The organism is Bradyrhizobium sp. 4 (genome assembly GCF_023100905.1).
Taxonomy (GTDB): domain Bacteria; phylum Pseudomonadota; class Alphaproteobacteria; order Rhizobiales; family Xanthobacteraceae; genus Bradyrhizobium.
On the sequence record NZ_CP064686.1, the window covers coordinates 1,025,407 to 1,050,994 of the forward strand.

21 protein-coding genes are annotated in these 25,588 nt (G+C 60.3%); 19 read left to right on the forward strand and 2 right to left on the reverse strand.

Annotated features, from left to right (window positions below; all coding sequences use genetic code 11):
* Nucleotides 1–163: 163 nt before the first annotated feature.
* From IVB45_RS04790 to IVB45_RS04805, 4 genes are all read left to right on the forward strand, one after another.
* Complete coding sequence (locus IVB45_RS04790) at nucleotides 164–1,891, forward strand: DUF3363 domain-containing protein (RefSeq protein WP_247363313.1); 1,728 nt, start codon at nucleotides 164–166, stop codon at nucleotides 1,889–1,891.
* A 1,300-nt stretch (nucleotides 1,892–3,191) separates the two neighbouring features.
* Nucleotides 3,192–5,171 carry a conjugal transfer protein TraG gene (locus IVB45_RS04795; protein ID WP_247807591.1) on the forward strand — a complete coding sequence of 660 codons (1,980 nt, stop codon included), beginning with the start codon at nucleotides 3,192–3,194 and terminating at the stop codon, nucleotides 5,169–5,171.
* A gap of 13 nt (nucleotides 5,172–5,184) precedes the next feature.
* Nucleotides 5,185–5,604 carry a CopG family transcriptional regulator gene (locus tag IVB45_RS04800; RefSeq protein WP_247359477.1) on the forward strand — a complete coding sequence of 140 codons (420 nt, stop codon included), beginning with the start codon at nucleotides 5,185–5,187 and terminating at the stop codon, nucleotides 5,602–5,604.
* A 572-nt stretch (nucleotides 5,605–6,176) separates the two neighbouring features.
* The gene (locus tag IVB45_RS04805; RefSeq protein WP_247359478.1) at nucleotides 6,177–6,545 is read left to right on the forward strand and encodes a hypothetical protein; all 369 of its coding nucleotides are present in this window, start codon (nucleotides 6,177–6,179) and stop codon (nucleotides 6,543–6,545) included.
* 71 nt (nucleotides 6,546–6,616) lie between these two features.
* Here IVB45_RS04805 and IVB45_RS04810 read toward each other — a convergent pair whose 3' ends face one another.
* The gene (locus tag IVB45_RS04810) at nucleotides 6,617–7,033 is read right to left on the reverse strand and encodes a hypothetical protein (protein ID WP_247501306.1); all 417 of its coding nucleotides are present in this window, start codon (nucleotides 7,031–7,033) and stop codon (nucleotides 6,617–6,619) included.
* Nucleotides 7,034–7,250: 217 nt separating this feature from the next.
* Between IVB45_RS04810 and IVB45_RS04815 the strand changes: the two genes are divergently transcribed.
* Complete coding sequence (locus tag IVB45_RS04815) at nucleotides 7,251–8,234, forward strand: nitrilase-related carbon-nitrogen hydrolase (RefSeq protein WP_247807592.1); 984 nt, start codon at nucleotides 7,251–7,253, stop codon at nucleotides 8,232–8,234.
* 1,132 nt (nucleotides 8,235–9,366) lie between these two features.
* Here IVB45_RS04815 and IVB45_RS04820 read toward each other — a convergent pair.
* Nucleotides 9,367–9,582: a hypothetical protein gene (locus IVB45_RS04820; RefSeq protein ID WP_247359603.1), complete on the reverse strand. Its 216-nt coding sequence runs from the start codon at nucleotides 9,580–9,582 to the stop codon at nucleotides 9,367–9,369.
* 907 nt (nucleotides 9,583–10,489) lie between these two features.
* Here IVB45_RS04820 and IVB45_RS04825 point away from each other — a divergent pair.
* The 14 genes from IVB45_RS04825 to IVB45_RS04890 all read left to right on the forward strand — a co-directional run bounded on the left by IVB45_RS04825 (nucleotide 10,490) and on the right by IVB45_RS04890 (nucleotide 25,586).
* A complete protein-coding gene (locus IVB45_RS04825) occupies nucleotides 10,490–11,152 on the forward strand; it encodes a hypothetical protein (protein WP_247807593.1) in 663 nt (220 codons plus the stop codon).
* A 151-nt stretch (nucleotides 11,153–11,303) separates the two neighbouring features.
* Nucleotides 11,304–12,551 carry an MFS transporter gene (locus tag IVB45_RS04830; protein ID WP_247360886.1) on the forward strand — a complete coding sequence of 416 codons (1,248 nt, stop codon included), beginning with the start codon at nucleotides 11,304–11,306 and terminating at the stop codon, nucleotides 12,549–12,551.
* A gap of 219 nt (nucleotides 12,552–12,770) precedes the next feature.
* The gene (locus tag IVB45_RS04835; protein ID WP_247360882.1) at nucleotides 12,771–13,985 is read left to right on the forward strand and encodes a TlpA disulfide reductase family protein; all 1,215 of its coding nucleotides are present in this window, start codon (nucleotides 12,771–12,773) and stop codon (nucleotides 13,983–13,985) included.
* 533 nt (nucleotides 13,986–14,518) lie between these two features.
* Entirely contained in the window at nucleotides 14,519–15,814 is a 1,296-nt protein-coding gene (gene dctA, locus IVB45_RS04840; RefSeq protein WP_247360884.1) for a C4-dicarboxylate transporter DctA, read from the forward strand.
* A 573-nt stretch (nucleotides 15,815–16,387) separates the two neighbouring features.
* The gene (trbB, locus tag IVB45_RS04845) at nucleotides 16,388–17,308 is read left to right on the forward strand and encodes a P-type conjugative transfer ATPase TrbB (protein WP_247296875.1); all 921 of its coding nucleotides are present in this window, start codon (nucleotides 16,388–16,390) and stop codon (nucleotides 17,306–17,308) included.
* Nucleotides 17,305–17,631 (forward strand): TrbC/VirB2 family protein, encoded by a 327-nt coding sequence (locus IVB45_RS04850; protein WP_247338342.1) that lies wholly within the window; start codon nucleotides 17,305–17,307, stop codon nucleotides 17,629–17,631. The genes trbB and IVB45_RS04850 overlap by 4 nt, the downstream gene beginning before the upstream one ends.
* Nucleotides 17,631–17,894, forward strand: coding sequence for a VirB3 family type IV secretion system protein (locus tag IVB45_RS04855; RefSeq protein WP_247360866.1), 264 nt, complete (start codon nucleotides 17,631–17,633; stop codon nucleotides 17,892–17,894). Before IVB45_RS04850 ends, IVB45_RS04855 begins: the two co-directional genes overlap by 1 nt.
* Before the next feature lie 8 nt (nucleotides 17,895–17,902).
* On the forward strand, nucleotides 17,903–20,338 hold the full coding sequence (gene trbE, locus IVB45_RS04860) for a conjugal transfer protein TrbE (protein WP_247360864.1): 2,436 nt from the start codon (nucleotides 17,903–17,905) through the stop codon (nucleotides 20,336–20,338).
* Entirely contained in the window at nucleotides 20,335–21,069 is a 735-nt protein-coding gene (trbJ, locus tag IVB45_RS04865) for a P-type conjugative transfer protein TrbJ (RefSeq protein ID WP_247360861.1), read from the forward strand. The genes trbE and trbJ overlap by 4 nt, the downstream gene beginning before the upstream one ends.
* Nucleotides 21,070–21,071: 2 nt before the next feature.
* Entirely contained in the window at nucleotides 21,072–21,443 is a 372-nt protein-coding gene (gene trbK-alt, locus IVB45_RS04870) for a putative entry exclusion protein TrbK-alt (protein ID WP_247360858.1), read from the forward strand.
* Nucleotides 21,444–21,446: 3 nt separating this feature from the next.
* Complete coding sequence (trbL, locus tag IVB45_RS04875) at nucleotides 21,447–22,682, forward strand: P-type conjugative transfer protein TrbL (RefSeq protein ID WP_247360855.1); 1,236 nt, start codon at nucleotides 21,447–21,449, stop codon at nucleotides 22,680–22,682.
* Nucleotides 22,683–22,729: 47 nt separating this feature from the next.
* On the forward strand, nucleotides 22,730–23,410 hold the full coding sequence (gene trbF / locus IVB45_RS04880; RefSeq protein WP_247360852.1) for a conjugal transfer protein TrbF: 681 nt from the start codon (nucleotides 22,730–22,732) through the stop codon (nucleotides 23,408–23,410).
* Nucleotides 23,411–23,412: 2 nt separating this feature from the next.
* Entirely contained in the window at nucleotides 23,413–24,387 is a 975-nt protein-coding gene (gene trbG / locus IVB45_RS04885; RefSeq protein WP_247360850.1) for a P-type conjugative transfer protein TrbG, read from the forward strand.
* A complete protein-coding gene (locus IVB45_RS04890; RefSeq protein WP_247360847.1) occupies nucleotides 24,384–25,586 on the forward strand; it encodes a TrbI/VirB10 family protein in 1,203 nt (400 codons plus the stop codon). The genes trbG and IVB45_RS04890 overlap by 4 nt, the downstream gene beginning before the upstream one ends.
* The last annotated feature ends 2 nt before the right edge of the window (nucleotides 25,587–25,588 follow it).

The window sequence follows — 25,588 nt, forward strand, 5'->3', positions numbered from 1 at the left end:
GATTAAGACGGCAGGATAAAAGCCGCAAGGTGCGGCCGGTCGGTTGTGCGAGAAAGTGTATCGATTTCAATGATCGACTAAACATTGCGGCGGCTCGGAGCAAAGTTCAGCTTTTCCCAAGGCGCTGTTCTTACACGCTTTTCGATGCCTTGCGGCGCCCGGAATGACGCGCGACGATGATCTTCGGATCCGTCCCGGCCGTATCCGTTCCACGCGCGCGCCCCGGACGAAGCCGTTTCTGGCGCAGGTACTCACAGCCGCTCAGAAGGCCGGCGGCCTCTCGCGAGGCAAGGATGGCCATGGCGGAAAGTTTGGACGCGGCCGCGCCGCGAGCATCGCTGCGGCACGGCTCCTCAACGCCCGCGGCCGCAGCGCTATGGTCAAGGCGCGGGTGGTGCGGCGGATGCGTTCGCCGGGCGCGTTGCGCGCTCATATCGCTTACCTGCAGCGCGACGGAGTCACACGCGACGGCGCTCCGGGCAAACTGTTCGACGCTGAGGGGGATAATGCGGACGGTCGCGCCTTCGTCGCGCGTTGCGAGGGTGACCGCCATCATTTTAGGTTCATCGTCTCGCCTGATGATGCTGGTGAACTTGCCAGCCTGCGTAGCTTCACTCGGGAGCTGATGAACCAGGCCTCGCGCGACCTTGGCACACGGCTTGACTGGGTGGCGGTCGACCATTGGAATACCGAGCATCCGCACATTCACATCCTCGTACGGGGCCGTACCGATGACGGTGCCGACCTCGTCATCAGTCGCGATTATATCGCTATGGGCTTACGCGGCCGCGCCAGCGACCTTGTCATGCGCGAACTTGGCCCTCGTTCGGAGCTCGAGATCCGCCAGAGCCTTGAGGCGGACACGACAGCCGAACGCTGGACCAGGCTCGATCGGACGCTTGCCCGGGAAGCGGGGACGGCGGACGGCGTTATCGATTTGAGGTTTGAGCGGGACGCCGGGGGCGGTCCGTTGCGGGAAATTCGGATCGGGCGGATGCGGACGCTCGAGCGGCTCGGCTTGGCGGAACCTGCGGGCCCCGCGGTCTGGATTCTGGCCGCCGATGCGGAGGCGAGGTTGCGCGCGCTAGGCGAGCGCGGTGACATCATCAGGCGGCTGCACAAAATCCTCACGCGGGATGGCGCCGGCCGCACCGCGGCATCCTGGGCACTTGAAGGCGAAACTCATGGTGAACCGATCGTTGGCCGTCTCATCGCGCGCGGGCTTGATGACGAGCTGAAGGGCACAGCCTTTGCCATTGTCGATGGCATTGACGGGCGCGTGCATCACGTGAAGCTTTCTGACCTCGAGGCGGCGGGCGATGGGCCGATCGGTGGGATTGTGGAACTGCGCCGGTTTGCCGAGGCCCGTGGTCGAACACGGATTGCGTTCGCGGTCCGCTCGGAACTCGTTCTGGACCAGCAGGTCGCGGCGGATGGTGCAACGTGGCTAGACCGGCAGCTCGTTGCGCGAGATCCCGCCGAGCTCTCGCGCAACGCGTTTGGCGCCGAGGTCCGTGCGGCACTTGAACGGCGCATCGATGTTTTGGCCGACCAAGGGCTCGCTCAGCGCGATGGCAACAAGGTTCGGCTAAGACGCAACCTGATCGATACCCTCCGCCACCGCGAACTCGACGTCGTCACACGACGTCTCATGGAGGAAACGGGGCTTCCGCACTTGTCATCTGATGTAGGTGAGCAGATTTCCGGGGTTTATCGTCGACGCCTGTCACTGGCTTCCGGGCGCTTTGCGATGATCGACAACGGCCTCGGCTTTCAGCTTGTGCCCTGGTCGCCTTCGCTCGAGCGGGACTTGGGAAAGCAGGTCAGCGGCATCGCCGGTCCAGGTAGCGTCGACTGGGACTTCGGGCGCAAGCGCGGCCTATCGCTCTGAGGTCCTGGCGCTGCACTGCGCCCAATTGCAGGGAGGGAAGACCTGGTTGCCTCGCGTGGACCGGTCAGGGCGGAAAAATGGGCGAGGAGCGATAGTGAGCAGCGATAAGCGAATGGAGGATCCACCGTCCGGAACTATCTCTTCATCGCCTCCGGGTTCCTTCGACTTTGGTGGCGCTCGATCATCAAGTGGCCGCAGCTGTGTGGAAAAATGCCGGTTCACCCCTCGGTCGCCGAGACTCTGAACGGCTAAATCGGACAGCAGAAGCCTTCCAATCTAGATGGCCATCCCGTGTAGCGGAAACGGCATGGGACCTTCGATCTTTAAGTGATCGGAAGGTGTCTGGCTGGGTCGTGATTGCAGTGACGATGCTTCCGTGCGTGCTGCTCTCGGATGCCGATGGTCAGATGCTCTGCAGAAGAGTCCGGCGCTTCGTGCAACGCCTTTCGACCGCCAAAGTCCAGTTTGCTGCACCCAGTTGTGGGCGTGTCATCGAGCGGGCGAATAACGGTTACAACCTGCGCGATTTTGGTCCGGAGGCATTCGCGCGAGGTTATCCGCGTAGGCAGGCCGGCCAGCAATAGGACAGCTCCGGGCCTGCAAGCCGGCTTTGACGGCGGATAGCCGAAGTGCAACGCGATGTTCGCGCAATGAAGATTTGGGAAACGCCAGTTCGCCTGTCCCAGCTTTCAGAGAGACCGCAACAGCTGACCTACAACATCCAAGCATCTGGCTGGCCAAAACACCAGGACACCAATGGGCGACCGGCTGGAGTAGGCCTCGCTCGATATCGATGTGCGGGAGTATCTAGATGACCGTCGGCCCGGCAGTGTCGTCCCGTGGGGGATAAGCTCCTGCCGGGACGCTCCCCGCATGATTCTTGTACTCCGCGAGCTCCCCGCGCCGCGCCGATGTAATCCGGGAACGCCCGCCTCATCAACAACGCGTGGTGGCACGCCGCACGCTCTCTTGATCGCGCGCGCTTGACGGAGAGCGTAGGACAGACGCGAGCTAGCCTTCCGGGCATCTATAACCCGGAGCCTCGCTTCGCGAAGGCCGGCCGGTTCGCCTCGAGCGGCCGCACGGTACGAGTTGATTGTCTCATCACCCAAGCGCCTATCACGGGAAGCTGGTTGGGACGGTGCTTTGAGATGGCCTATTCTACGCGAGGCATGTTTCTCGTCCCAAACATGGCTTGCCGATCTGACCCGCCGATCCCTTCGCTAGCGCGCGCGCGACTACGAGAAGCATAAGCCTCTGATTGTAGCCAACACGTCGATGGTGTCGATATTGGCAAGCCATGTCTGCGACAAAAATCATCTGGCACCAGGTGATCCTGGTTTGCCTAGTCGCGTTCACCTTCCTGTGGGCAGCGACCGAATGGACCGCTTTTCAGCTTGCGTTCCAGCCACAGCTTGGACCGGCTTGGTTCAGCTTAGGGAGCTGGCCCGTCTACCAGCCGTTTGCCTTCTTCATCTGGTGGTTTGAATTCGACGCTTATGCGCCCACGATATTCCTCCAGGGGGGCGCCATTGCCGGGAGCGGTGGGATCGCGGCAGTCGCTGCCGCAATGATGCTTTCGGTCTTGCGCGCGCATGAGGCTCGCGATGTCACGACTTACGGATCAGCGCGTTGGGCCGATACGCGCGAGGTCAAACGGGCGGGGCTGCTAGGCAACGATGGCCTTGTGCTCGGGCGTCTTGATGGTCGATATCTTCGCCATGATGGGCCTGAGCACGTCCTCTGCTTTGCGCCTACCCGTTCGGGCAAGGGAGTCGGCCTGGTCATTCCAACTCTTTTGACCTGGCCGCGCTCGGTGATCGTCCACGACATCAAGGGTGAGAATTTCCAGTTGACCTCGGGATGGCGCGCGCGCCTTGGCGATGTAATCTTGTTCGACCCGACAAACGCGGCAAGCGCCGCCTACAATCCCCTTCTTGAGATTCGCCGTGGTGATTGCGAAGTACGAGACGCGCAAAATGTCGCGGATATCCTGGTCGATCCCGAAGGGGCGCTCGATCGCCGCAATCATTGGGAAAAAACCAGCCATTCTCTGCTTGTCGGCGCTATCCTGCATGTCCTCTACGCTGAAGCTGACAAGACACTTGCCGGGGTTGCCAGATTCCTTTCGGACCCGTGCCGCCCGATCGAGGCCACCCTGAATGCGATGCTTGCGACCCCTCACCTTGGTGATCGCGTCCATCCCGTCGTCGCTTCAGCTGCGCGAGAGCTGCTCAACAAGAGCGAGAACGAGCGGTCGGGCGTGCTGTCGACCACAATGAGCTTCTTGGGCCTTTATCGCGACCCGGTTGTCGCTAAGGTCACCGCGCGGAGCGATTGGCGCATTTGCGATCTCGTCGACAGACCGCAGCCCGTTTCACTCTACCTCGTCGTGCCGCCATCCGACATTGTCCGCACAAAACCCCTGATGCGGCTCATCCTCAATCAGATCGGACGGCGCCTGACCGAGAGCCTGGATCCCGACCGGCGCCGTCAAAAGCTCCTCCTGATGCTCGACGAGTTTGCAGCTCTGGGCCGCCTCGACTTTTTCGAGAGCCAGCTTGCCTTCATGGCGGGCTATGGCATTCGCAGTTTCCTGATCACTCAGAGCTTGAATCAGTTAGAACGCGCCTATGGGCCGAACCACGCGATCCTCGACAATTGCCACATCCGGATAGCCTTCTCCACAAATGACGAGCGCACCGCTAAGCGCGTCTCGGATGCGCTGGGGACCGCGACCGAACTGCGCGCCATGAAAAACTATGCCGAGCATCGCTTAAGCCCCTGGCTTGGACACTTGATGGTGAGCCGCCAAGAGACGTCCCGTCCGCTCCTGACGCCTGGCGAAGTCATGCAGCTCTCATCGAAAGAGGCGATCGTGATGGTGTCGGGCCTCCACCCGCTGCGTGCCACCAAGGTTCGTTACTACGAGGACCCGCAATTTCAGAAGCGCATCTTCAAGCCGGCTACAGCAGGAACAATTCTCTTGTCCTCGCGCCCGGATGAGGACGGGTCAGGGCACCCACCCCCTGCGCCCTCGATCGAACTGCTTGCGACTCGGCAGCGAAAGCGCGGCGATCCGAACGGGGGGCTGCGGCGCGAGCTAGAATTGCCGCAGCACGAGGAGATCGAAATCAAGGCACCGCTCGCGGAACATGAGTTCGATGCTGGTCCCGATGAGCCCGACGCAGATGCGGTCCAGGCACAAGCGCTAAGCCGCGCAATGCAGGGGTTAGCGCGCGCGACCAGCCTCGACCCTGACGATGGCATGGACCTCTGAGTGGGACAAATCGGTGAAAAAGGTTCAGCTCAGTATCTACCTTGATCCGCAGACATTCAGGACCCTTGATGTCTTCGCGGAGCGTCGTGGCCAGCCCAAGTCGCTGGTCGCAGAGGCCGCGATCGCGTCATTTCTTTCGCCTGACGATTCCGACCGACGCGAGGCGGCTATTGCCAAGCGGCTGGATCGGGTCGCGCGGCTGCTCGAGCGTCTCGAACGCAATGACAGCATCACGCTCGAGACGCTCGCCTTGTTCGTTCGCTTCTGGTTGACATCGGTGCCGGCATTACCAGAACAATCCAGTCCAGCCGCTCGCGCCAAAGGCGCCGAACGTTATGATCGATTCGTTGAAGCGCTTGGCCGAAGGCTTTCCAGTGGATCAAGCGTTCTGAAAGAGGTGAGCTTCGATTCGAATGCCGCAATTCCAGAGTAATTCAACAACCGCCCGAGTGGGCGGACGATGCAGGACTACAAGGGAATTTGCAAGGGTGCTCGCGCCGAGTAACGCCGCAAACAACGATAAGGCCGAATCGAACGGTGCGAGCGCGTTAGATCGGAATCGACGGCAGATATCTGAGGGGTAGCAGCCGCATGACATGAATGCTGAAATGTGAAGGGAGTTGAGGCGACGCCCGGCCCCATCGAGCTGCCGCTCAATGGAGTAACGCTGCTTGCTTGAGCAAGGGGAAGCGTAATCCAGAGTTCTGGAAGGTCTTCTCAATGGTCGCCCTACCAGTTTTTGCGAATTGCATTGCAGGTCCTCTGTGTTAGCAGTCCACCTTGTACCGTCTTAGTGTGCGAACATCCTGTCGAAAAATGCGAGCGCGTGCATTGCCCTTCAGCAAACTGATGCGACGTTGTCCGTTTACGTCAGATTGCAATCGGGCATCGCCTGAGACCGCATGCAATATGTTTCCACAATTCCAGAGGAACGGAACTAAATCATCCTCTTTCGATCGAAGGGACAACTGCGCCAAGAGAAGCACATTGGCTTGGAGCCGTTGAATGAGACCCAATTCCCCCGAGATGGCGACGATGGCCAAGCATTCTCACACCAAGATCAATCTGATCAGCTCTCTGGCCTCACGACAAGACGGCGTTACGCAAGCAGAGTTGCGCAACGCCACGGGATGGAAGCTTGTCCCGATGCCCCTGATCACCAAGCGGTGCAAGATGAAGCTGATTACCAAACGTGCGAAGGGCAACGTCACTCGCAAGAATGGTAAGATCGCCAGCAAGAGCGGCCACTTCGCCACGTACTACATGATGGCGCATCATTCGACTACAGCAGTAACCGGAGCGACTACCGACACAGTAGGCAGAAAGCCGTATCCCTCAATGCATAAGCGAAGCGATGCGGAAAACGCGTCATGAGCCAAAGACCTGCAGGGCATTGCGCAGCTATCCGGACAACGAGGCTTGGCTATTGCCGCTTGTCGCGCCGGCTATCCCGCTTCGAAGGAACGCGGAAAAACGTTATAGCCCATTTCGATGCCAATGCCGAAATAGTGAAGCTCGGGTCGCTCGCGGAAACAACGCAGCACAGCTTTGACGTCTTGAGAGTCGATTTCCCTAGATTCTATTTCAATGTTCAGAACGCGCCGCCTCTCGCTCGCTACCGAAACGCGATCGGCTTCACGGCTTCTTTGTCCGATCAGGTCGGAACGGCCGTATGGGCGTCTAAGGCCGCACTGTGCAACTTGCCGCGAGCGCTTTGCGGCGAACTGATCCGCCGAAGCGTTCGGGTAAACGCCGAGAGTTCGAGCCTCATCGAAAGTCCGCTGTTTAGAAACATCGGCATTTCCGAGGCCAGCGTGCAAGACCGCCGAACGGTCCCGGTGGAGCAGATAGCCGCGAAACACTTCGGAAAGCCACGGAAGATCGCGGCGCGTGAGCTTCCTCGCTTTCGGCGACGCATCCTACATCACCGGCAGCGACGTCGCTGTCGATGGCAGACGCACACAGCCCTGAGTCCAACCAGCCCCCATGGGCTCGAAGAGCCCCCGTGAGAGTCATCCGTCATCCTCTACACCAGTTGCAGTGCAACGCTCGGATACTCACAATGTGCAGAAGAAGAGAATGAGAAAAATCGTTAAGGCAGCCGCCGTACAGATCAGCCCCGTGTTGTACAGCCGAGAGGGGACAGTCGAGAAGATCACCAGAAAGATTCGCGAATTGGGCAAAAAGGGGGTGCGTTTCGCCACGTTTCCCGAGACCATCATTCCCTACTACCCGTATTTCTCGTTCGTCCAGCCGCCCTTCACGCTTGCCAAGGAGCATCAGAGGCTGCTTGAGCAGTCCCTTACGGTACCCTCTGCGGAGACGCATGCGATCGGTGATGCGGCCAAGGACGCCCAAATGGTCGTTTCGGTCGGCGCCAATGAGCGGGACGGAGGATCGATCTATAACACTCAGCTCCTGTTCGATGCGGACGGCACGCTGATCCAGCGTCGCCGCAAGATCACCCCCACCTATCATGAGCGGATGGTCTGGGGCCAAGGCGACGGTGCCGGCCTTCGCGCCGTAGACAGCGCCGTTGGCCGGATCGGCCAGCTTGCGTGCTGGGAACATTATCTCCCGCTGGCAAGATACGCCTTGATTGCCGATGGCGAGCAGATCCACTCCGCGATGTACCCCGGCTCGATCTTCGGCCCTCTTTTCTCCCAGCAAACGGAAGTGAGCACCCGACAGCATGCCCTTGAATCGGCCTGCTTCGTCGTCAGCGCAACCGCATGGCTCAACGCCGACCAACAAGCCCAAATTGCCAACGACACGGGCGCTGCTATCGCTCCGATTTCGGGCGGTTGCTTCACCGCTATCGTTGCCCCCGATGGCCAATTGATAGGCGAGCCCCTGAAGGAAGGTGAAGGAGAGGTGATTGCCGATCTCGACTTCATCGAAATCGACGGGCGCAAGAGGGTGATGGATGCAAGCGGTCACTACAGTCGCCCTGAACTGATCAGCCTGCTGATCGACCGGACACCTTCTTCGCACGTCCATCAACGGATTGTTCCTCCCAGGAGCGGGGCGACTAGCGGCCATCACGGCGAGGCCGTGCTCTGACGCCGCTTGAGAGCTAATGGTCGTCCCCGCCAGGGCCGGAGATTGGTGCATCCCGGCTTCGACCCGAACGACCGGAGATACAGGTAATCGTCCGAGAGTCGCATCTGCAAAGAAGGAGCTAGTTTGCAGCAGGGCCCATGCGGCCGCTCGCACGATCCAGACCGATTCTCTATTGGAGAAATGCCGAGCTGCGGAGCCTCGCCGAGGCCTTCAGCCTACAGCGCACCTCGTCACTGCAGCGGCAAGTTCGCTTCAGGTGTTCGAACTGTTACGCTGACCGCCGCATCGCCCATCCTTGCAGCGCCCCGCCTCGAGATCTGAATGTTGCCTCGCTGATCGCTCATATCGCAAGGCCACATTGTCACCGCGAGACGCCTCGTCATGGCAGGTCTTTCCCAGTGGCGCCCAGCGGCGGGGGAGATCAGGTCCAGGCAATCCTCGCCGGGAAGCTGGCGGCTGAAGGTGAACGCGGAGCCAAGCTATGGTGAACTCTATGCGAGGGCATCCAGCATCCTGCTAACACGAGCCCCATTGTTAGGAATTCCATGGAAGACGGTAGAACCAGACTACTCGACGAGAAGGTGCCCACTCTTGCGCGCAACGATTCGGACCCAGTCGCGCGGCTTGAGCGCTGGGCCAAAGAATACGAAAATGGTGTCCTCGACCCGCCTCCAGACGCAATGAAGATTCATAACTGCCGCCGCACGGTGCTCCGGGAGGCGCCGGCACGCTCTGAGTAAACAACCGCAGTTTCAGGGCGCAGTATCCAGGCCTATGCTGGCCGGATGGAGCAAACAGTACTTTTCAGGTGCCCACGCACAGGTACGAACGTGCAGCACCTGCTGACGGCACTGGAGCAGATCGGTCCCGACACTCATCTGCCGCTCGTTTGTCTGGCATGCTCCTCGGTCCATTCGTGAATGCCTCCACCGGCAAGCTGCTCGGCGGCCGCAGTGCTTCCGAAGTGCGGTCAGGGCGGTCGACTGGGCAAGATCCGGGTGCTCACTCCGGTTTGGGTGCGCATCCTTTCCCAACTAGTTCGTGTATCGTCCCTGGAAAATTCAACGCCTTGGAGGGGTGATGCTTGCTGCCGCTGCAGGCATCGCAGTCGACCTCGCTGCCGGGCTCTTCGTCAAGCTTCGCCAGCATCGGAGAAGGCGCTCCCGGCTGGCACGGTGCGGGGCAGCGGCAGCGTGCGTTGAAGATTGCGGCTGGCCGGCGAAGCTTTGCCCAGCTTAGCATCGTATTTCTCGGCGAGCACCAGAAGCCGCTTTCGCGTGAACGGGTCGGCCTTAGCGGCCAGATCGCGGGCCCGCTGTGCAAAGGTCCTGTAGAACTCGCCATCCATGATGTGGCCTCACTCAACGATACCAGGATTGCACTTAAGTACATCGACGGCTCCGACGTCAAGGCGGGCGAGCAAGGTGGACCTTTCGAAGAAGTTCTGCCACGAGCCTGTAGCAGCCGATCTGGCGCAAGTAAGCTCGCCGTCTGCAGGGGCAATTTGCATCTCAGTCCTCCATCGGATCCGGAAGCGATGCCCGGAGTGCGCAGGACCAATGGATCTCCTGGCTCGCGAGGACCGGCACAACGAGCGCTACGGCTGCAGCCATGGCGAGGGGGACCCGCTACGCGATCCACCGCCCGACAGTGGGGCCGACAGTTCCCCTGAGGCCCTGACAAGTGAGTGGTCGCACTGGGCCTGCTGATACGTTTCAACAGCCGTAGGACGGGCTCGACGCGCGGCACGCGAACGGTTGTAAGTCCTATCGCACGCTGGTGATGCATGCCGGAAATGGGTGAGGCGCAGGTGTATTTGGTCGCGCGCATGAGCTGGTGCTCTTCTTACGAGGCGCATCACCCCACAGGGAATAAGGCCGGTGCGTCCGCGCGGGTCGTTCGCGACCTCGAGGGCGTCATCTAGGTTGCGCCTACGCCTCTTTTTGAATCGGTAAGTTTGTCGATTTGAAGTAAGGGTGCACGCACCGTCCGCGAAATCGCGCGTCTGTCGGCGACCTGACGGTCTAGAGGGTCAAGAGGCTACGAGACGTCTGCCGCTGGTCTTTAGGAATCCGCCGTTTCTTTCTTTCGGTACGCCAGACTGCGACCAGAATGTCCCCGCGGTTGAAGCGGCATGCGGTCTCGGCCCATTTGTCGTGCGTCATCGCAGGGCGATTCATCCGTTTCGACCACATCCAGACCATGCGCGTGCAAGCGCGGGCAGTGTGCGGTCGCAGAAAGAAGGAAGCTGGAGTATGCAGATTAGCGGCGGGCGCCGGGAAGAACCGAGCTCAAGTCGGAATGAAGCTGAGGTGGACGCGCAGCCGAGTCCAAGCGAAGCCCAGCAGACCAAAAAGATAACGATTCAACTTTCTGAGTGCATTTTCCAGCAACTCCAAGCAGCGACTGACTGCCCTGGTATGGACAAGAGCGCCGTCGTCGAGGCGGCTCTTGCACGCTCACTGGATCCGGCGCCGCCTATAGAGGGTCTTGTTTACGACGCGATCGAGCGAACGAACGAGCAGGTGCTCAGTCTGCGGACGGACATTGCGGTGATCGCGGAAATAGTGGCTCTCCATGTGCGATACCACCTCACGCTGACGCCGCCGATGCCGCCATCCAAGCAGGACGAGGCGTGCGTACTCGGGCTCGAGCGCTTCCAGGCTTTTGCCGAGCAGGTCGATCATCGCGTACGGTTTGGTCGGCCCTTGCTGCAGGAGGCAATTGATAGCTCGGGAAATTCCAGCCGATCCGGGCTTGAAATGGGCGGCGGAGCGTCACACGCCGTTCCACGAGCGTCAGTTGAAGAAGAACCCTACTGTGTGGCCGTCGTAGGTGAAAGCTCAGACGCGGGTGCTGTCGCCGAGGAGGGCGGCAGCAATATCCACTTTCGACAGCTGCCAAACGCCTTCTGTTAAAGCCGGTGGCCGCGTTTCGAGCAACACGCGCAACGATGCCGCTGGGCTGATATCAGGCGAGAAGCCGGTCAACCGGGGTTGGAGCTGGCGGATCATCTCTTGCGTGTTCCTTCCCTTTGCCGCGGGATATTATCTTTCCTACCTGTTTCGGATGATCAACACGCTCATTTGTGACCGCCTCGCCTCGGAACTGGAGCTTGGTACGGCCGATTTGGGGCTGTTGGGCTCGATCTACTTTCTAGTCCTTACCGGCAGCCAGATTCCGATGGGCATGCTCTTGGATCGCTTCGGTCCGCGCCGAGTCCAGGGTGCGCTCTTGCTGCTGGCTGCCGCAGGTGCTGCGCTTTTCGGATCATCGAGTGGATTTCTGTCGCTTCTGATTGCTCGCGCGATGATAGCATTCGGCACCGCAGCTTCCCTCATGTCTGGCCTGAAAACAGTCGTGCTCTGGTTTCCGAGAGACCGCGTGGCGCTCATCAACGGCTGTATGATCATGCTGGGTGCACTGGGCGCGGTAACGGCAACCGCACCAGCCGAGGCATTGCTCAACTGGATAGGCTGGCGCGGTCTATTTGAGGTGCTTGCCGCATCCTGTGCCTCCGCGGCCGCTTCGATCTATTTTTTGGTTCCAGAGCATGAGTCAACTGCGAAGAGCCCTCCAGCGACAGTCAGCTTGAAGACCGTCTATACGGATGGGCGGTTCTGGAGAATTGCGCCGATTTCTTCAACATGTATCGGGTCGGCGTGGGCCCTGCAGTCCTTGTGGGCAGCGTCCTGGCTCAGCGATGTGGAAGGGTTGGATCGAACAAGCCTTGTCACACAATTGCTCGTCATGGCGATAGCCCTAAGCGTTGGCGCATTGCTGCTCGGCATGGTCGCCGATTCGCTGCGCCAGCATGGCAAGAAAATTGAAACGTTGCTCGCAATCATAGCTGCTGTGTTCATTGCAGCCGAACTCGCGCTGATATTGCATCCGCCATTCCCGTCGCTACCGTCCTGGATCATTGTGGCGGTGGTCGGATCAGCAATCGTCCTCAGCTACGCGATCATCGGAGATTACTTCCCGTCCCAACTGATCGCGCGCGCAAACGGCGTACTCAACGTTCTGCATTTCGGGTGGGCTTTCGTCGTCCAGTACGGGACGGGCTTAATTCTAGAGCAATGGCCGGTAAAGGACGGACACTACCCCTCGATCGCGTATCAGACGGCGTTCGGCATCAATGTTGTGCTGCAGCTGGTCGCCCTGATCTGGTTCTTCGCCCCTTGGCTCAAAGAGTTGAATTGGAAATCTGAGATCGTCGTCAAGCGCAAGTCGACGGGCCAAAGCAGGTCAGTTCACGTCATGATCCCGAGCGCCGAATTGGGGCACCTTGAAACCGATCAAGATGTGGAGTGGTGAACTCGGCCTTTGCCTGACTTCCCACCTCGTCGGTCTACAGGCGCGTCAAGAACGTCCGGCCGACTGATTGGCTTAGAAGCTCCAAACAGCTGGTCCGATATGCGACATGCGTCGCAAGGTCGACAGCAATGATACGAAAAATGCGTAATATCAATGAGCGCTGGCTGGCATGCGACTTGCTGTTGTTTTCCGCAGAGCCAGGTAAAGCGAATTTGAGCAATGAACAGTGTAGCTGAGAGCGCAAGTCAAATCGGTGCGGAGAATGTGCTGAGAGTCGGTTCGCCGGCTCCCTCCATCAAAGTTGATGACTGGCTACGTGGCCAACCCGTTACAAAGTTCGAACCTGGGAAAGTTTACATCATCGAGTTTTGGGCGACGTGGTGCGGACCATGTATTGCTTCGATGCCGAATTTGGTGATCCTGCAAAGCAAATACAGGAGCAACGGAGTTGAGGTCGTGGGCATCGCGGCTCACGAACAAGCTTCGACGGCAGATGAAGCGCGAGCCAGCTTGGACGCTTGGTTGACGAAGAGCTCGCCAAATCTGAACTTCGCGATCGCATTCGACTACGCCGGCGAAATGAACAAACTTTGGATGGATCCCAGCTTTTCTGTGGGGATTCCCTCGTCATTCGTGGTCGATCGTGACGGCCGCTTGGCCTTTATCGGCCATCCGACGCACCTCGATACTGCGTTGCCCAAAGTTCTGAACGGCTCTTGGGCAGTGAGCGACGAAGCCAAAGCCCTGGATGCGGAGAGGATAACCACGGGTCGACGCAGAAAGCGCGAACTGTCGCAAAAGCGAGCGCTGGTGGAGCCGATCTTTGCCAGACTTGAAGCCGCCATGAATAGTAAAGATTGGGCGGCAGCCCTTTCAGCCATTGAGGAGGCACTCGCGGCGATCCCGGACGATGTCACCTTCCGTGGGCTTCACGCGGAATTGTTGCTTCACAAGATGCGGGACATGCGGGCCGGCCTGGCGGTATTGCGCCAATTGGTTCGCGATGCGATCGACAAGAAATCTGTGGTTTGGATGAGCGTGGCCATCCGCCAACTCTTCGACCCCGCGAAAGACTACTCCGGTTTCCCACATGCCGAGCGCTTTGCCATGGGCAAGGACCTCTCCGAACACATCCTGGCGGCGAATCCGCCCCAAGGCAGCGAGGCCGCGAAGTTCCTCTCGTATGGGGCGGTCGCTCGGTATTATTACGAGACCGGTAATAGGAATCGCGCGATCGAATTGGTCGAGGTGGCGCTGCGATGGCTGGACGCAGCGCCTGCCTCAGATGTAGCGAAACGGGAGCTCGTGCAGTGCTCCCTCCAGGCGTTGGCAAGCTACAGGAGTGAGAAGCTCTGTTACGAGGAGTGTTGTTCGACACCGCAAAACACAGCTCCCGAAAAGGCGCAACCGGGATCGCCAATGGAGGCAGCGTGAGCAATGCTGCTGGCCATGTCTTCTCGGCCCTTGTTTTGCGATCGAAGTCGATGCCTTTGGGAATGTCGGGGCATTCACCTGAAGTGAGGATAGGATGAGTCAGTGTGAACGCAGGCGCGCCACACCAGCACAACTCGCTAGGGGTGAAGGTTTCTTCAATGTACGTCGCGGTCCGGCGCGATAGCCGCGAGAATGCCTCAGGTGAAGAGTGGTCGCCGGCTGCTAAAGCTGGCCTCTTAAAGATGCTATTGGCATCTTCGAACAACTAAAAAGAAATAGAAATGGGTGGTGACGCTGATGCATTCGAACTCTCAAGGAAGCTTTCTCAAGTTTTTACCGCTGGTTTCAGACGGGATTCAGGACTTCGTTTCGCATTGGCCGCAAGCCCATTCGGGAGAGGCGGCAAGCCCTGACAACGGATTGGGTTGTTTAAAGCGGTCAGTGCCCTGTGCGCGCCGCGCTAAGGGAACACTGAGCGAAGCCGCGGCTTCATTGTCTCCCCTCTTTGGTACCACGGCGCCGGGTCGAGCGTGATGTACAATCACCGCCAGCGCCGCTCTGTCAAAACCGCCGCCCTGTTCCAGCCATCTGGCCCCTGGTACAATGTTCTTTATATCCAGGTACTCATCGCGATCCTGATTGGCGTTCTCGTTGGCTGGTTGTGGCCTGCTGTGGGGACGAACAGCTGGGTGAAAGCGCTTGGTGACGGATTCATCAAGCTGATCAAAATGGTGATCGCGCCGATCATCTTCTGCACTGTTGTGTCCGGCATTGCGCATGTTCAGGATGCACGAAAGGTCGGCCGAGTCGGCGTCAAGGCGCTGCTTTACTTCGAGATCGTGTCAACCTTCGCGCTGATCCTGGGTCTCGTGATGGGCAATCTCGTTCAGGCCGGCCACGGGCTCGCTCCCAGGGCTGATGCCGCGGCGGTAGCCAACTACGTCAAAAGAGGGGAAGGGCAGAAGGCGGTCGAGTTCCTCCTCAATATTATTCCGGATAGCGTAGTTGGCGCTCTGGCCCGAGGCGACGTGCTACAGGTGCTGCTGTTTGCCATCCTATTCGGGTTCTCGCTGATGGCGCTTGGCGAGCGGGGTAAACGGATGCGCAGTCTGGTCGACGATGCTGCACACGCGGTGTTTGGTGTCATTAGGATCGTAATGAAGGTAGCGCCAATCGGGGCGTTCGGCGCCATGGCCTACACTATCGGCGAATTCGGACCGTCCGCGCTCGGTAAACTCATCGGCTTGGTTGCTCTGTTCTATGTGACAGCCGGGCTCTTCGTGATCATTGTGCTTGGCCTGGTCGCGCGCTTGGTCGGTTTTTCTATTCTAAAGTTCATCTTCTACATCAAGGATGAGCTGTTGATCGTGCTCGGAACATCGTCGTCCGAAAGCGCGCTGCCGCAGTTGATGGAAAAACTCGAACTGCTGGGCTGTTCCAAGCCGGTCGTGGGCCTGGTGGTGCCGACAGGTTACTCTTTCAATTTGGATGGGACCAACATTTACATGACGTTGGCGACCTTGTTCATCGCGCAGGCGCTCGGGGTCGATCTCGACTTCGCCCAGCAGCTCACGATACTCGTTGTGGCGATGCTCACCTCGAAGGGCGCAAGTGGTGTTACCGGTGCCGGGTTCGTCACCCTGGCCGCAACGTTGACCGTGGTCAGTCCTGACCTCGTCCCGGGCATTGCGATCGTATTCTCGATAGACAAGTTCATGAGCGAGGTGCGCGCGCTTACCAACATCATCGGGAACGGTATTGCGGCGGTGTTTGTGTCGTGGTGGGAAGGTGAACTCGACCATGTCTCGCTACACGCGCAGCTCAAGTAGATCTGCGATTTCAGCTCGGCCATTGCGGACTAGAATCACTGTTTGAATGCCTGCATTCTTCGTCGGCAATCGTCGTGCAGTACTGGACCACCCGGATTCCAGGGGGAATGGTGCAGGGTCATGCTACGCTCACGGTGGTGCACCAGACCAGCGTCGGCATTGGTGCCTGCTGCAGCCCGCCGGCTGATGTGGTTCATTATCCCACGTTTGAGCTTCCTCAAAAACTGGGAACTCAATCGTGCCCACGCGAGGGAGCGACATTGGTTCAGGAGAAGCAATGGAGGCTGAGCAAACACCGCGGCCGGGAAAGGCGTAAAAATAGTAAGCTCAGGACCATTGCTCATTGCTGATTTCTCGCCTCGCGGTCGAGGGGCCGGGGCGTCAAGCCGGCGCTCTTTTCAAATGTTCCTTTCTCTACGCTAGACTACGAACAGCATATTCCCTTTGTTGCGGTAACACGCGATCTATCTTTTACTTGCCTTCAGATGAGGACGCCGAAGCGGCCTCAGCAGCTTGGGGCAAATCGTGGCGATCCATTCCTTTGATTCAGAAGCGAACTTGCGCGGAGCGCGTATGCTGCGTACCGCGTTGGGGCCCGCCATCGCAGGGTTTTTGGAAGATCCGGCAATCGTCGAGGTGATGCTCAATCCCGACGGCCGGCTGTGGATCGACCGACTGTCGAGCGGCCTTACAGACACCGGAGAGAGCCTTTCGGCAGCGGATGGCGAACGAATCGTCCGACTGGTCGCGCACTATGTAGGAGCAGAAGTTCATCCCGGCTCGCCCCGGATTTCGGCTGAGCTGCCGGAAACGGGGGAACGTTTCGAAGGATTGCTGCCGCCGGTTGTTGCCGCGCCGACCTTTGCCATCCGCAAACCGGCGATCGCCGTGTTTGGCCTCGACGAGTATGTCGCCGCGGACATTATGAACGCGAGCCAAGCGAGCGCGCTTCGCAACGCGGTCGCCGCACGGAAGAACATCTTGGTCGCCGGCGGCACCTCGACCGGCAAGACCACGCTGACAAATGCGCTGCTTGCCGAGGTTGCCAAAGGTTCGGACCGCGTCGTTCTCATCGAAGATACCCGGGAGCTTCAGTGCAGGGCACCAAATTTGGTGGCGCTGCGGACCAAGGACGGCGTGATCTCGCTCTCCGATCTTGTGCGCTCCTCTCTTCGCCTGCGCCCTGATCGCATTCCGATCGGCGAGGTCCGTGGGGCCGAAGCGCTGGATCTTTTGAAAGCCTGGGGCACAGGACATCCCGGTGGCATCGGAACGATACACGCCGGGACCTCGCTTGGCGCGCTGCGCCGGCTCGAGCAGCTGATCCAGGAAGCTGTCATCACCGTCCCGCGCGCCCTGATTGCAGAAACCATCAACGTCATAGCCGTTCTCTCTGGCCGTGGCGGCGAACGGCGGTTGAGCGAACTCGCCAGCGTCGACGGCCTTGGATCATCGGGCGACTACAGCCTTTCGAACATCGGAGATCAGTCATGACCACACGATCGTCTCTCGGGCGCGGCTTCATCTCAATTGTGGCGTTCGCCAGCCTTGCCCTAGCCAGCGCGCCGGCCTGGGCCGCCGGCTCGAACATGCCTTGGGAGCAGCCGCTGAACCAGATCCTGCAATCGGTCGAAGGTCCGGTCGCAAAGATCATTGCGGTCATCATCATCATCGTGACCGGGCTGTCGCTCGCCTTTGGCGACACCTCGGGTGGTTTCCGGCGGCTAGTCCAGATCGTGTTCGGCCTCTCGATCGCATTCGCCGCATCGAGCTTCTTCCTTTCGTTCTTCTCATTCGGCGGCGGAGTGGTGATCTGATGGACGAGCCAGTTCCGGAATTTGTGGCTCCCGTCCACCGCGCGCTCACCGAACCGATCCTGATGGGCGGCGCGCCCCGCGCGGTTGCCATCCTCAACGGCACACTGGCCGCCGCACTCGGTCTCGGCCTGCGCATGTGGCTGGCCGGCCTTCTCCTCGCTTTCGTGGGTCACATGGCTGCGGTCTGGGCCGCAAAGCGCGATCCGGAATTCGTGGAAGTCGTGCGCCGGCACGTTCGCGTTCCCGCTCACCTGAACACTTGAAGCATCCCATGATGAATCTTGGCGAATACCGCCGTTCAAGCACGCGTCTTGCCGACTTCCTGCCCTGGGCTGCCCTGGTCGATGAAGGGATCATTCTCAACAAGGATGGATCGTTTCAGCGAACGGCCCGGTTCAGAGGGCCGGATCTCGACAGCTCCGTGCCTGCCGAGCTTGTTGCGGTCGCAGGCCGCCTCAACAATGCACTCCGTCGTCTCGGATCGGGCTGGGCCGTGTTCGTCGAGGCGCAGCGGCATTCGGCCGGACGATATCCGCCGGATACATTCCCGGACGTCGCCTCGGCGCTGGTGGATGCGGAGCGGAAGGCGCAATTCGAGGAAGCCGGCAGTCATTACGAATCGAGCTATTACCTGACCTTCCTTTATCTGCCTCCGGCAGAGAGTGCGGCGGCGGCAGAGCGCTTGCTGTACGAGGGCAGCCAGCGCACTGCGGGAGCGGATGCACGCGAGGTGCTCGCCGGCTTTAGTGACCGGACCAGCCGCGTGCTGCAGCTGGTCGAGGGTTTCATGCCGGAATGCGGTTGGCTTGATGACGAGCAAACGCTGACCTACCTGCATTCGACGGTCTCGACCAAACGGCACCGCGTGCGCGTGCCAGAAATCCCAATGTATCTCGATGCGCTGCTGGCCGATCAACCGCTGGCAGGCGGTCTTGAGCCCATGCTGGGCGACGCGCATCTGCGCGTTCTGACGCTCGTGGGGTTCCCAACCGTGACCACGCCCGGGATTCTCGACGAGCTGAACCGGCTGGCATTCCCGTATCGCTGGTCGACGCGGGCTATCATGCTCGACAAGACAGATGCCACAAAGCTCCTCACCAGGATCAGGCGGCAATGGTTTGCCAAGCGCAAATCGATCGCCTCGATCCTGAAGGAAGTGATGACGAACGAGGCCTCCGCGCTTTTGGACACCGATGCCCACAACAAAGCGATGGATGCCGATAGTGCGCTCCAGGAATTGGGTTCGGATCAGTTCGGCGAGGTCTTCGTCACGGCAACGGTCACAGTCTGGGACAGGGATCCGCGCGCAGCCGACGGAAAGCTCCGCCTCGCCGAAAAGGTCATCCAGGGCCGGGACTTCACTTGCATGGCCGAGACGGTCAATGCCGTCGAGGCGTGGCTCGGCAGCCTGCCTGGACAAACTTACGCAAACGTCCGCCAGCCCCCGGTCTCGACCCTGAACCTCGCCCATATGATCCCGTTGTCTGCGGTATGGGCCGGAGAGGTGAGGGATCACCACCTCAAGGCGCCCCCATTGTTCTTCGGCAAGACTGAAGGGTCCACGCCATTCCGGTTTTCTCTGCATGTCGCAGATGTCGGCCACACGCTGGTCATCGGACCGACGGGCGCCGGCAAGTCGGTCCTGCTGGCGCTCATGGCGCTGCAGTTCCGCCGCTACAGCGCGGCGCAGATCATTGCGTTCGACTTCGGCGGCTCGATCCGCGCATCGGCGATCGCCATGGGGGGCGACTGGCATGATCTCGGCGGCGCGCTCGAATCGTCAGAACTCGTCGCCCTCCAGCCGCTTGCGCGCATTGATGATATCGGCGAGAGAGGCTGGGCATCCGACTGGATCGCATCGATCCTGACGCGCGAGCGGATCGAGGTCACGCCTGAGACCAAGGATCATGTCTGGTCGGCATTGACCTCGCTCGCCTCGGCGCCGGTTACGGAGCGGACGCTGACTGGACTATCCGTTCTCCTGCAATCCAACGCTCTCAAGCGCGCCCTGCAGCCCTACTGCCTCGGTGGGCCATACGCGCGGTTGCTGGACGGCGAGCACGAACGGCTGGGTGAAGCCTCCGTCCAGGTGTTCGAGACCGACGGATTGATTGGGACCTCTGTCGCCCCCGCAGTTCTGGCCTATCTGTTTCACCGGATCGAGGACCGCTTAGACGGCCGTCCGACACTGCTCATCATCGACGAAGGCTGGCTCGCGCTCGATGATGCCGATTTTGCCGGCAAGCTTCGCGAGTGGCTCAAAACGCTTCGCAAGAAGAACGCCTCCGTCGTTTTTGCGACCCAGTCGCTTGCCGATATCGACGGCTCCAAAATCGCGCCTGCCATCATCGAGAGCTGCCCGACCCGGATCCTGTTGCCAAACGATCGCGCCATCGAGCCGCAGATCACGGCGATTTATCGGCGCTTTGGGCTGAACGACCGCCAGATCGAGATCCTCGCCCGCGCCACCCCCAAGCGACACTACTACTGCCAATCTCGACGCGGCAATCGCCTGTTCGAGCTCGGACTTGGCGAAATCGCGCTCGTCTTCGTGGCCGCCTCGTCCAAAGCCGACCAGGCTCTCATCGATCGGGTGCTTGCCGAGCACGGAAGGGACGAGTTCGTCACCGGTTGGCTCAAGGCGCGCGACCTCGGCTGGGCCTGCAACCTCATTCCGCAGCTCGCCAAACAGGGAGCACTCACATGAACCGTATCCTGCCGATTCTGGTGGCAAGTATCATCGCCATGACCATGGTCCAAGCGCCCGGCGAAGCGAAGGCGCAGTGGATGGTGTTCGATCCCAACAACTACGCTCAGAATGTGCTGACCGCCGCGCGTGAGCTGCAGCAGATCAACAACCAGATCACCTCACTCCAGAACGAAGCGCAGATGCTGATCAATCAAGCGATGAACCTGGCGAGCCTGCCTTATTCGTCGTTGCAACAGCTCGAGCAATCGATTCAGCGCACCCAGCAGCTACTCTCGCAGGCACAGCGAATTGCCTACGACGTCCAGCAGATCGATCGCGCGTTTTCCACCACCTATGCGCCGGCATCGGTCAGCATGTCCAATGGGCTCCTTGTCGGAAGTGCGCAGACGCGTTGGCAGAACTCCGTTGCCGGGCTGCAGGACGCCATGCGGGTCCAAGCGAGTGTTGTCGGCAATCTCGACACCAACCGCACCCAAATGTCGGCCCTGGTGACGGCGAGCCAGGGAGCATCGGGTGCGCTTCAGGCAAGTCAGGCCGGCAACCAGCTCCTTGCGTTGCAAGCTCAGCAGCTTGCGGACCTTACGGCTACTGTCGCGTCGCAAGGTCGTGCGCAAACGCTCGAGTCTGCCCAGCGCGCAGCTGCGCAGGATCAGGGCAGGGAGCAACTGCGGCGCTTTCTGACCCAGGGGCAGGGCTACCAACCAACAACCGTGCAGATGTTCCACTGATCATGAAGAAACAACTTGAACGACTGCCCGCCGCGGCAGCGCTTGGTCTAGCTGTCCTGGTGGTTGGCGTCTGCGCCATTCGGTTGGGTGAGGACGGGAGCGCGACCCAATCTTCCGTCTACCTCGCGTCAAAACCCGATACGACCGCGGCAAAGCTCGAGCAATGCCGCACCGTCACCTACGAGCAGAAAGAGACTCTCCTGGAATGCCGGAAGATTTGGGCCGAGCAGCGCAGGCAGTTTTTGGCAGGAAGTAGATTGACAGGTGATCCGGACACCCGGACAGGCGCGGCGCCATTCCTCTCTCCTGTCCCGCGCAAGGACGAAAGTCGCCACCCGTCCGGTTTTCCCTCCATTCCAAGCCAAACCGAGTGAGCCATGGGTGGTACCTCCGTCATCGATCAGTTCCTGGAAACCTTCACCCGCTACATTGATTCCGGGTTTGGCCTCGTCGGAGGCGAAGTGAGCTATCTCGCTACGACGCTGGCCGCGATCGACCTCACGCTCGCGGGCCTGTTCTGGTCCTTTGGCACTGATGAGGAGATTCTTGCCCGGCTCGTCAAGAAGACATTGTTTGTCGGCGTCTTTGCATATCTCATCGGCAACTGGAACAGCCTTGCCCGCATCGTCTTCGAGAGCTTTGCAGGCCTTGGGCTAAAAGCCTCAGGCACAAGCCTGTCGTCGGCAGATTTTCTGCGGCCAGGCCGTATCGCGCAAGTGGGGCTTGATGCCGGCCGCCCCATCCTCGACTCGATCTCGGGGCTCATGGGTTATGTCAGCTTCTTCGAGAATTTCGTGCAGATCGTGGTCCTGCTGTTCGCCTGGATTGTGGTGCTGTTAGCCTTCTTTATTCTCGCCATCCAGCTTTTCGTCACGCTTATCGAGTTCAAGCTGACGACACTTTCGGGCTTCGTTCTGATCCCCTTTGGCCTGTTCGGCAAGACCGCCTTTGCGGCCGAGCGCGTGCTGGGTAATGTCATTTCCTCCGGCGTCAAGGTCCTGGTCCTTGCCGTCATTGTCGGCGTCGGTTCGAGCTTGTTCCCGCAGTTCACGGCAGGCTTCGGCGGCAACCAGCCGACCATCGAGAACGCGATGGCACTGGTGCTCGGTGCGCTCACACTTCTGGGACTCGGGATTTTCGGGCCCGGTGTTGCCAACGGCATCGTCTCCGGAGGTCCGCAGCTTGGCGCCGGGAGCGCTGTCGGGACGGGCATCGCCGCCGGTGGCGTTGTTGCGGCTGGCGCAGGTCTTGCCGCCGGCGCGGCCGGTCTCGCGGGCAGCGCGATTGCTGGCGCGGCACGTGGAGGCAGCGCGATTGCAAGTGGTACGACGAGCGTGTCGCGAGCGGGGAGCTTGTCCGGCGCAGAGGCAAGTGCATCAGGTGCGGCTAGTCCTTTACGTTCGCTCGCCGCTGGTCTTGGTGGATCGTCGAGCCATGCCGGTCGGGAAGAGGGGGACTCTTCCGCCGCGGCTTCCGACGCGCCCCCTTGGGTTCGCCGGATGAAGCGGGGGCAGACGATCAGCCATGGCGCATCAGCGGCTACCCACGCGATCCGTTCGGGCGATCACGGCGGAGGCGGCGGATCTGTCGACCTCTCCCAACAGGACCGCTGACGCTTCACATCGACCATTTCCATTCCTGAGCATCTTGAGGTCAAACAATGTTCAAACGATCGGCCGTTCACTATGGCCGCATGCCGGAGCCTGTCACTCCGTATCAACGCGCCGCCCAGCTCTGGGATGATCGTATTGGGTCTGCGCGCGTCCAGGCCAAAAACTGGCGCCTGATGGCGTTTGCCTCCCTCTTCCTGTCCGCTGGTTTTGCCGCCGCCCTGGTCTGGCAATCCGTACACGGGACGATCACGCCCTGGGTGGTTCAGGTCGATCAATTGGGGGAAGCTAAGACTGTCGCTCCGGCAAATGCCAGCTACCAACCGACCGACCCTCAAGTCGCTTTTCACCTGGCGCGGTTCATCGAGCAGGTGCGTGGTCTGCCGATGGACGCCATCGTACTGCGCGAAAACTGGCTGCGCGCCTACGATTTCACGACGGATCGCGGTGCCGCGGCGCTCAACGATTATGCCCGCAATAACGATCCATTTGCCAAGCTTGGCAAAACGCAAGTCGCAATCGAAGTCTCGAGCGTTATCCGGGCCTCGCCTGAGAGCTTTCGTCTGGCCTGGATCGAGCGGCGCTACGACAACGGTCAGCTTGCCGCAACCGAGCGGTGGAGCGCAATTCTCACCATTATTCTCGAAATGCCGCGCGATCTGGACCGCTTACGGAAAAATCCGCTCGGTATCTATGTCAATGCCATTAACTGGTCGAAGGAGCTGGGCTAACAATGCCGTCATCTTGCATCTTTATGTCGAAGAGCATCCGGCCAGGCTTGCCTTTCGCTCTTCTGATCTGCGTGTCTAGCCTTGGCGGTTGCGCTACGTTCAAGCCCCCGCAGATCAGCTATGACATCGACCTTCTTCCCGCGCCAGACTTGCCGGCACCTGCCGACGATCGGCCGCGGCCGCTGCATGTGCCGCCAGCCTGGAAGCCAACACGCGGCGGCAAGAACGCGGAAGCCAAGGAACCCGCCGAGCGCATTGCGGCAGCCAATGATGCTTCACGTGTGCAGCCTCGCAAAGCGGGCTACTTCAACGCCGTGCAGGTGTTTTCCTATAGCCCGGGGGCTCTGTATCAGGTTTACGCTGCGCCTGGGCAGATTACCGACCTTGCCCTCGAACCTGGTGAGCAGCTGATCGGCTCAGGACCGGTCGCCGCAGGCGACACCGTGCGTTGGGTTGTCGGTGATACCGAAAGCGGCAATGGCGACACACGCCGTGTCCACATCATGGTCAAGCCGACGCGACCGTCGATTGAGACCAATCTCATCGTCAACACCGATCGCCGTACTTATCTCATCGAACTCCGCTCCCGCGAAAAGCCCTACATGCCATCGGTGGCATGGTTTTATCCGGCGCAACGGGGTGCGCACGGTGAAACGCTCCCGCCGACACCCTTCATTCCGGATCAGGCAGCACGCCGCTATCGTTACGCCATCGAGGGGGACAGCCCACCCTGGCGCCCCGTCAACGCCTATGACGACGGCCGCAAGGTCTATGTCGAGTTCTCGCCCGGCATCGGCCAAGGAGAGATGCCGCCGCTGTTTGTGATCGGACCTGACGGCAAGACCGAGCTCGTCAACTATCGTGCTTTCGGTAATGTCCTGATCGTCGACCGGCTGTTCGCAGCCGCGGAGCTGAGATTGGGCGAGGAGCACCAGCAGAAGGTCAGGATCGTCCGCACCGACGGGAGGTCGCTGTGACTGATAAGGGTGAAGCGGATGATACAGCAAAGGATGCATCGCAGCCCAAGCGTCCGGAGCACATTGCCGAAACCTTGCGGCTACGCCCAGAACCGCCGCAAGTTGCGCGTCTGTCGCGCAAGGTCCTTGCAGGTGGCAGCGCCTGTGTGCTCGTGCTGATCTGTGGTGCGATATTCTGGGCTTTGCAGGAGAGGCGCTCGACACGGCCTGCTGCCGAGGAGCTCTACGCAACCGACCACCACAACGTCGCCGATCAGCTTGCGACCTTGCCGAAGGATTATACCGAGGTCCCAAAGGACGTGCCGCGTCTTGGACCGCCGTTGCCCGGCGATCTTGGACGGCCGATCGCCGCAGCACAAGGCTCGTCGGCAAGTCCGCTCGGTATGGACGCGGAGCAGCAGCGCGTCAATCAGGAGAGCGAGGCGGCGCGCACCAGCAAGGTGTTTGCGAGCACAAACGTCCGCCCATCGAGCGCTGCAACGTCGGCCAATGAAGCTCCTTCAAACGGGTCGACATCGAGCGACGAAGCGTTTGCCCAGAATGGCCAGGACCGAAAGCTAGCCTTCGTCAGCGCTTCCGTTGATCGCCGGACAACCAGCCCCGATCGGCTCACAAGGCCCACTTCGCCCTTCGTGGTCCAGGCCGGGACCGTCGTTCCAGCTGCTCTCATTACCGGCATCAGGTCTGACCTGCCAGGCCAGATCACGGCGCAAGTCACCGAAGCGGTGTATGATTCCCCTACCGGTCGCGCCCGGCTTATTCCCCAGGGAGCCAGGTTGATCGGCACATACGATAGTCAGATCGCATTCGGCCAATCGCGCGTGCTGCTGGTATGGACCCGCTTGATCATGCCCAATGGTCGGTCGATCGTGCTGGAGCGGCAGCCCGGCGCGGACGCAGCCGGTTACTCCGGTCTTGAGGATGAGGTCGACAACCACTGGAACGAGCTCTTGGGCGCAGCAGCGCTCTCGACGCTGCTCGCCGTTGGTACTGAGGTGAATTCGGGTGCGGACAGCGGTAGCACGAACAGCGACGTCATTGCCGCGCTACGACGCGGAGCTGGGGATTCGATCAACCAAACCGGCCACCAATTGGCACGCCGCAACCTCAACATCCAGCCGACATTGACGATCCGTCCCGGTTTCCCGGTACGGGTGATCGTCAATCGTGACCTGGTGCTTGAGCCGTACAGGGGATGAGA

Excerpts from the sequence above, each read along its gene's own strand:
- IVB45_RS04790 (WP_247363313.1), top strand. The coding sequence starts at position 164 with ATGACGCGCGACGATGATCTTCGGATCCGTCCCGGCCGTATCCGTTCC.
- IVB45_RS04795 (WP_247807591.1), top strand. The coding sequence starts at position 3,192 with ATGTCTGCGACAAAAATCATCTGGCACCAGGTGATCCTGGTTTGCCTA.
- IVB45_RS04805 (WP_247359478.1), top strand. The coding sequence starts at position 6,177 with ATGAGACCCAATTCCCCCGAGATGGCGACGATGGCCAAGCATTCTCAC.
- IVB45_RS04815 (WP_247807592.1), top strand. The coding sequence starts at position 7,251 with ATGAGAAAAATCGTTAAGGCAGCCGCCGTACAGATCAGCCCCGTGTTG.
- IVB45_RS04820 (WP_247359603.1), bottom strand. The coding sequence starts at position 9,582 with ATGGATGGCGAGTTCTACAGGACCTTTGCACAGCGGGCCCGCGATCTG.
- IVB45_RS04825 (WP_247807593.1), top strand. The coding sequence starts at position 10,490 with ATGCAGATTAGCGGCGGGCGCCGGGAAGAACCGAGCTCAAGTCGGAAT.
- IVB45_RS04830 (WP_247360886.1), top strand. The coding sequence starts at position 11,304 with ATGATCAACACGCTCATTTGTGACCGCCTCGCCTCGGAACTGGAGCTT.
- IVB45_RS04835 (WP_247360882.1), top strand. The coding sequence starts at position 12,771 with ATGAACAGTGTAGCTGAGAGCGCAAGTCAAATCGGTGCGGAGAATGTG.
- dctA (WP_247360884.1), top strand. The coding sequence starts at position 14,519 with ATGTACAATCACCGCCAGCGCCGCTCTGTCAAAACCGCCGCCCTGTTC.
- trbB (WP_247296875.1), top strand. The coding sequence starts at position 16,388 with ATGCTGCGTACCGCGTTGGGGCCCGCCATCGCAGGGTTTTTGGAAGAT.
- IVB45_RS04850 (WP_247338342.1), top strand. The coding sequence starts at position 17,305 with ATGACCACACGATCGTCTCTCGGGCGCGGCTTCATCTCAATTGTGGCG.
- IVB45_RS04855 (WP_247360866.1), top strand. The coding sequence starts at position 17,631 with ATGGACGAGCCAGTTCCGGAATTTGTGGCTCCCGTCCACCGCGCGCTC.
- trbE (WP_247360864.1), top strand. The coding sequence starts at position 17,903 with ATGATGAATCTTGGCGAATACCGCCGTTCAAGCACGCGTCTTGCCGAC.
- trbJ (WP_247360861.1), top strand. The coding sequence starts at position 20,335 with ATGAACCGTATCCTGCCGATTCTGGTGGCAAGTATCATCGCCATGACC.
- trbK-alt (WP_247360858.1), top strand. The coding sequence starts at position 21,072 with ATGAAGAAACAACTTGAACGACTGCCCGCCGCGGCAGCGCTTGGTCTA.
- trbL (WP_247360855.1), top strand. The coding sequence starts at position 21,447 with ATGGGTGGTACCTCCGTCATCGATCAGTTCCTGGAAACCTTCACCCGC.
- trbF (WP_247360852.1), top strand. The coding sequence starts at position 22,730 with ATGTTCAAACGATCGGCCGTTCACTATGGCCGCATGCCGGAGCCTGTC.
- trbG (WP_247360850.1), top strand. The coding sequence starts at position 23,413 with ATGCCGTCATCTTGCATCTTTATGTCGAAGAGCATCCGGCCAGGCTTG.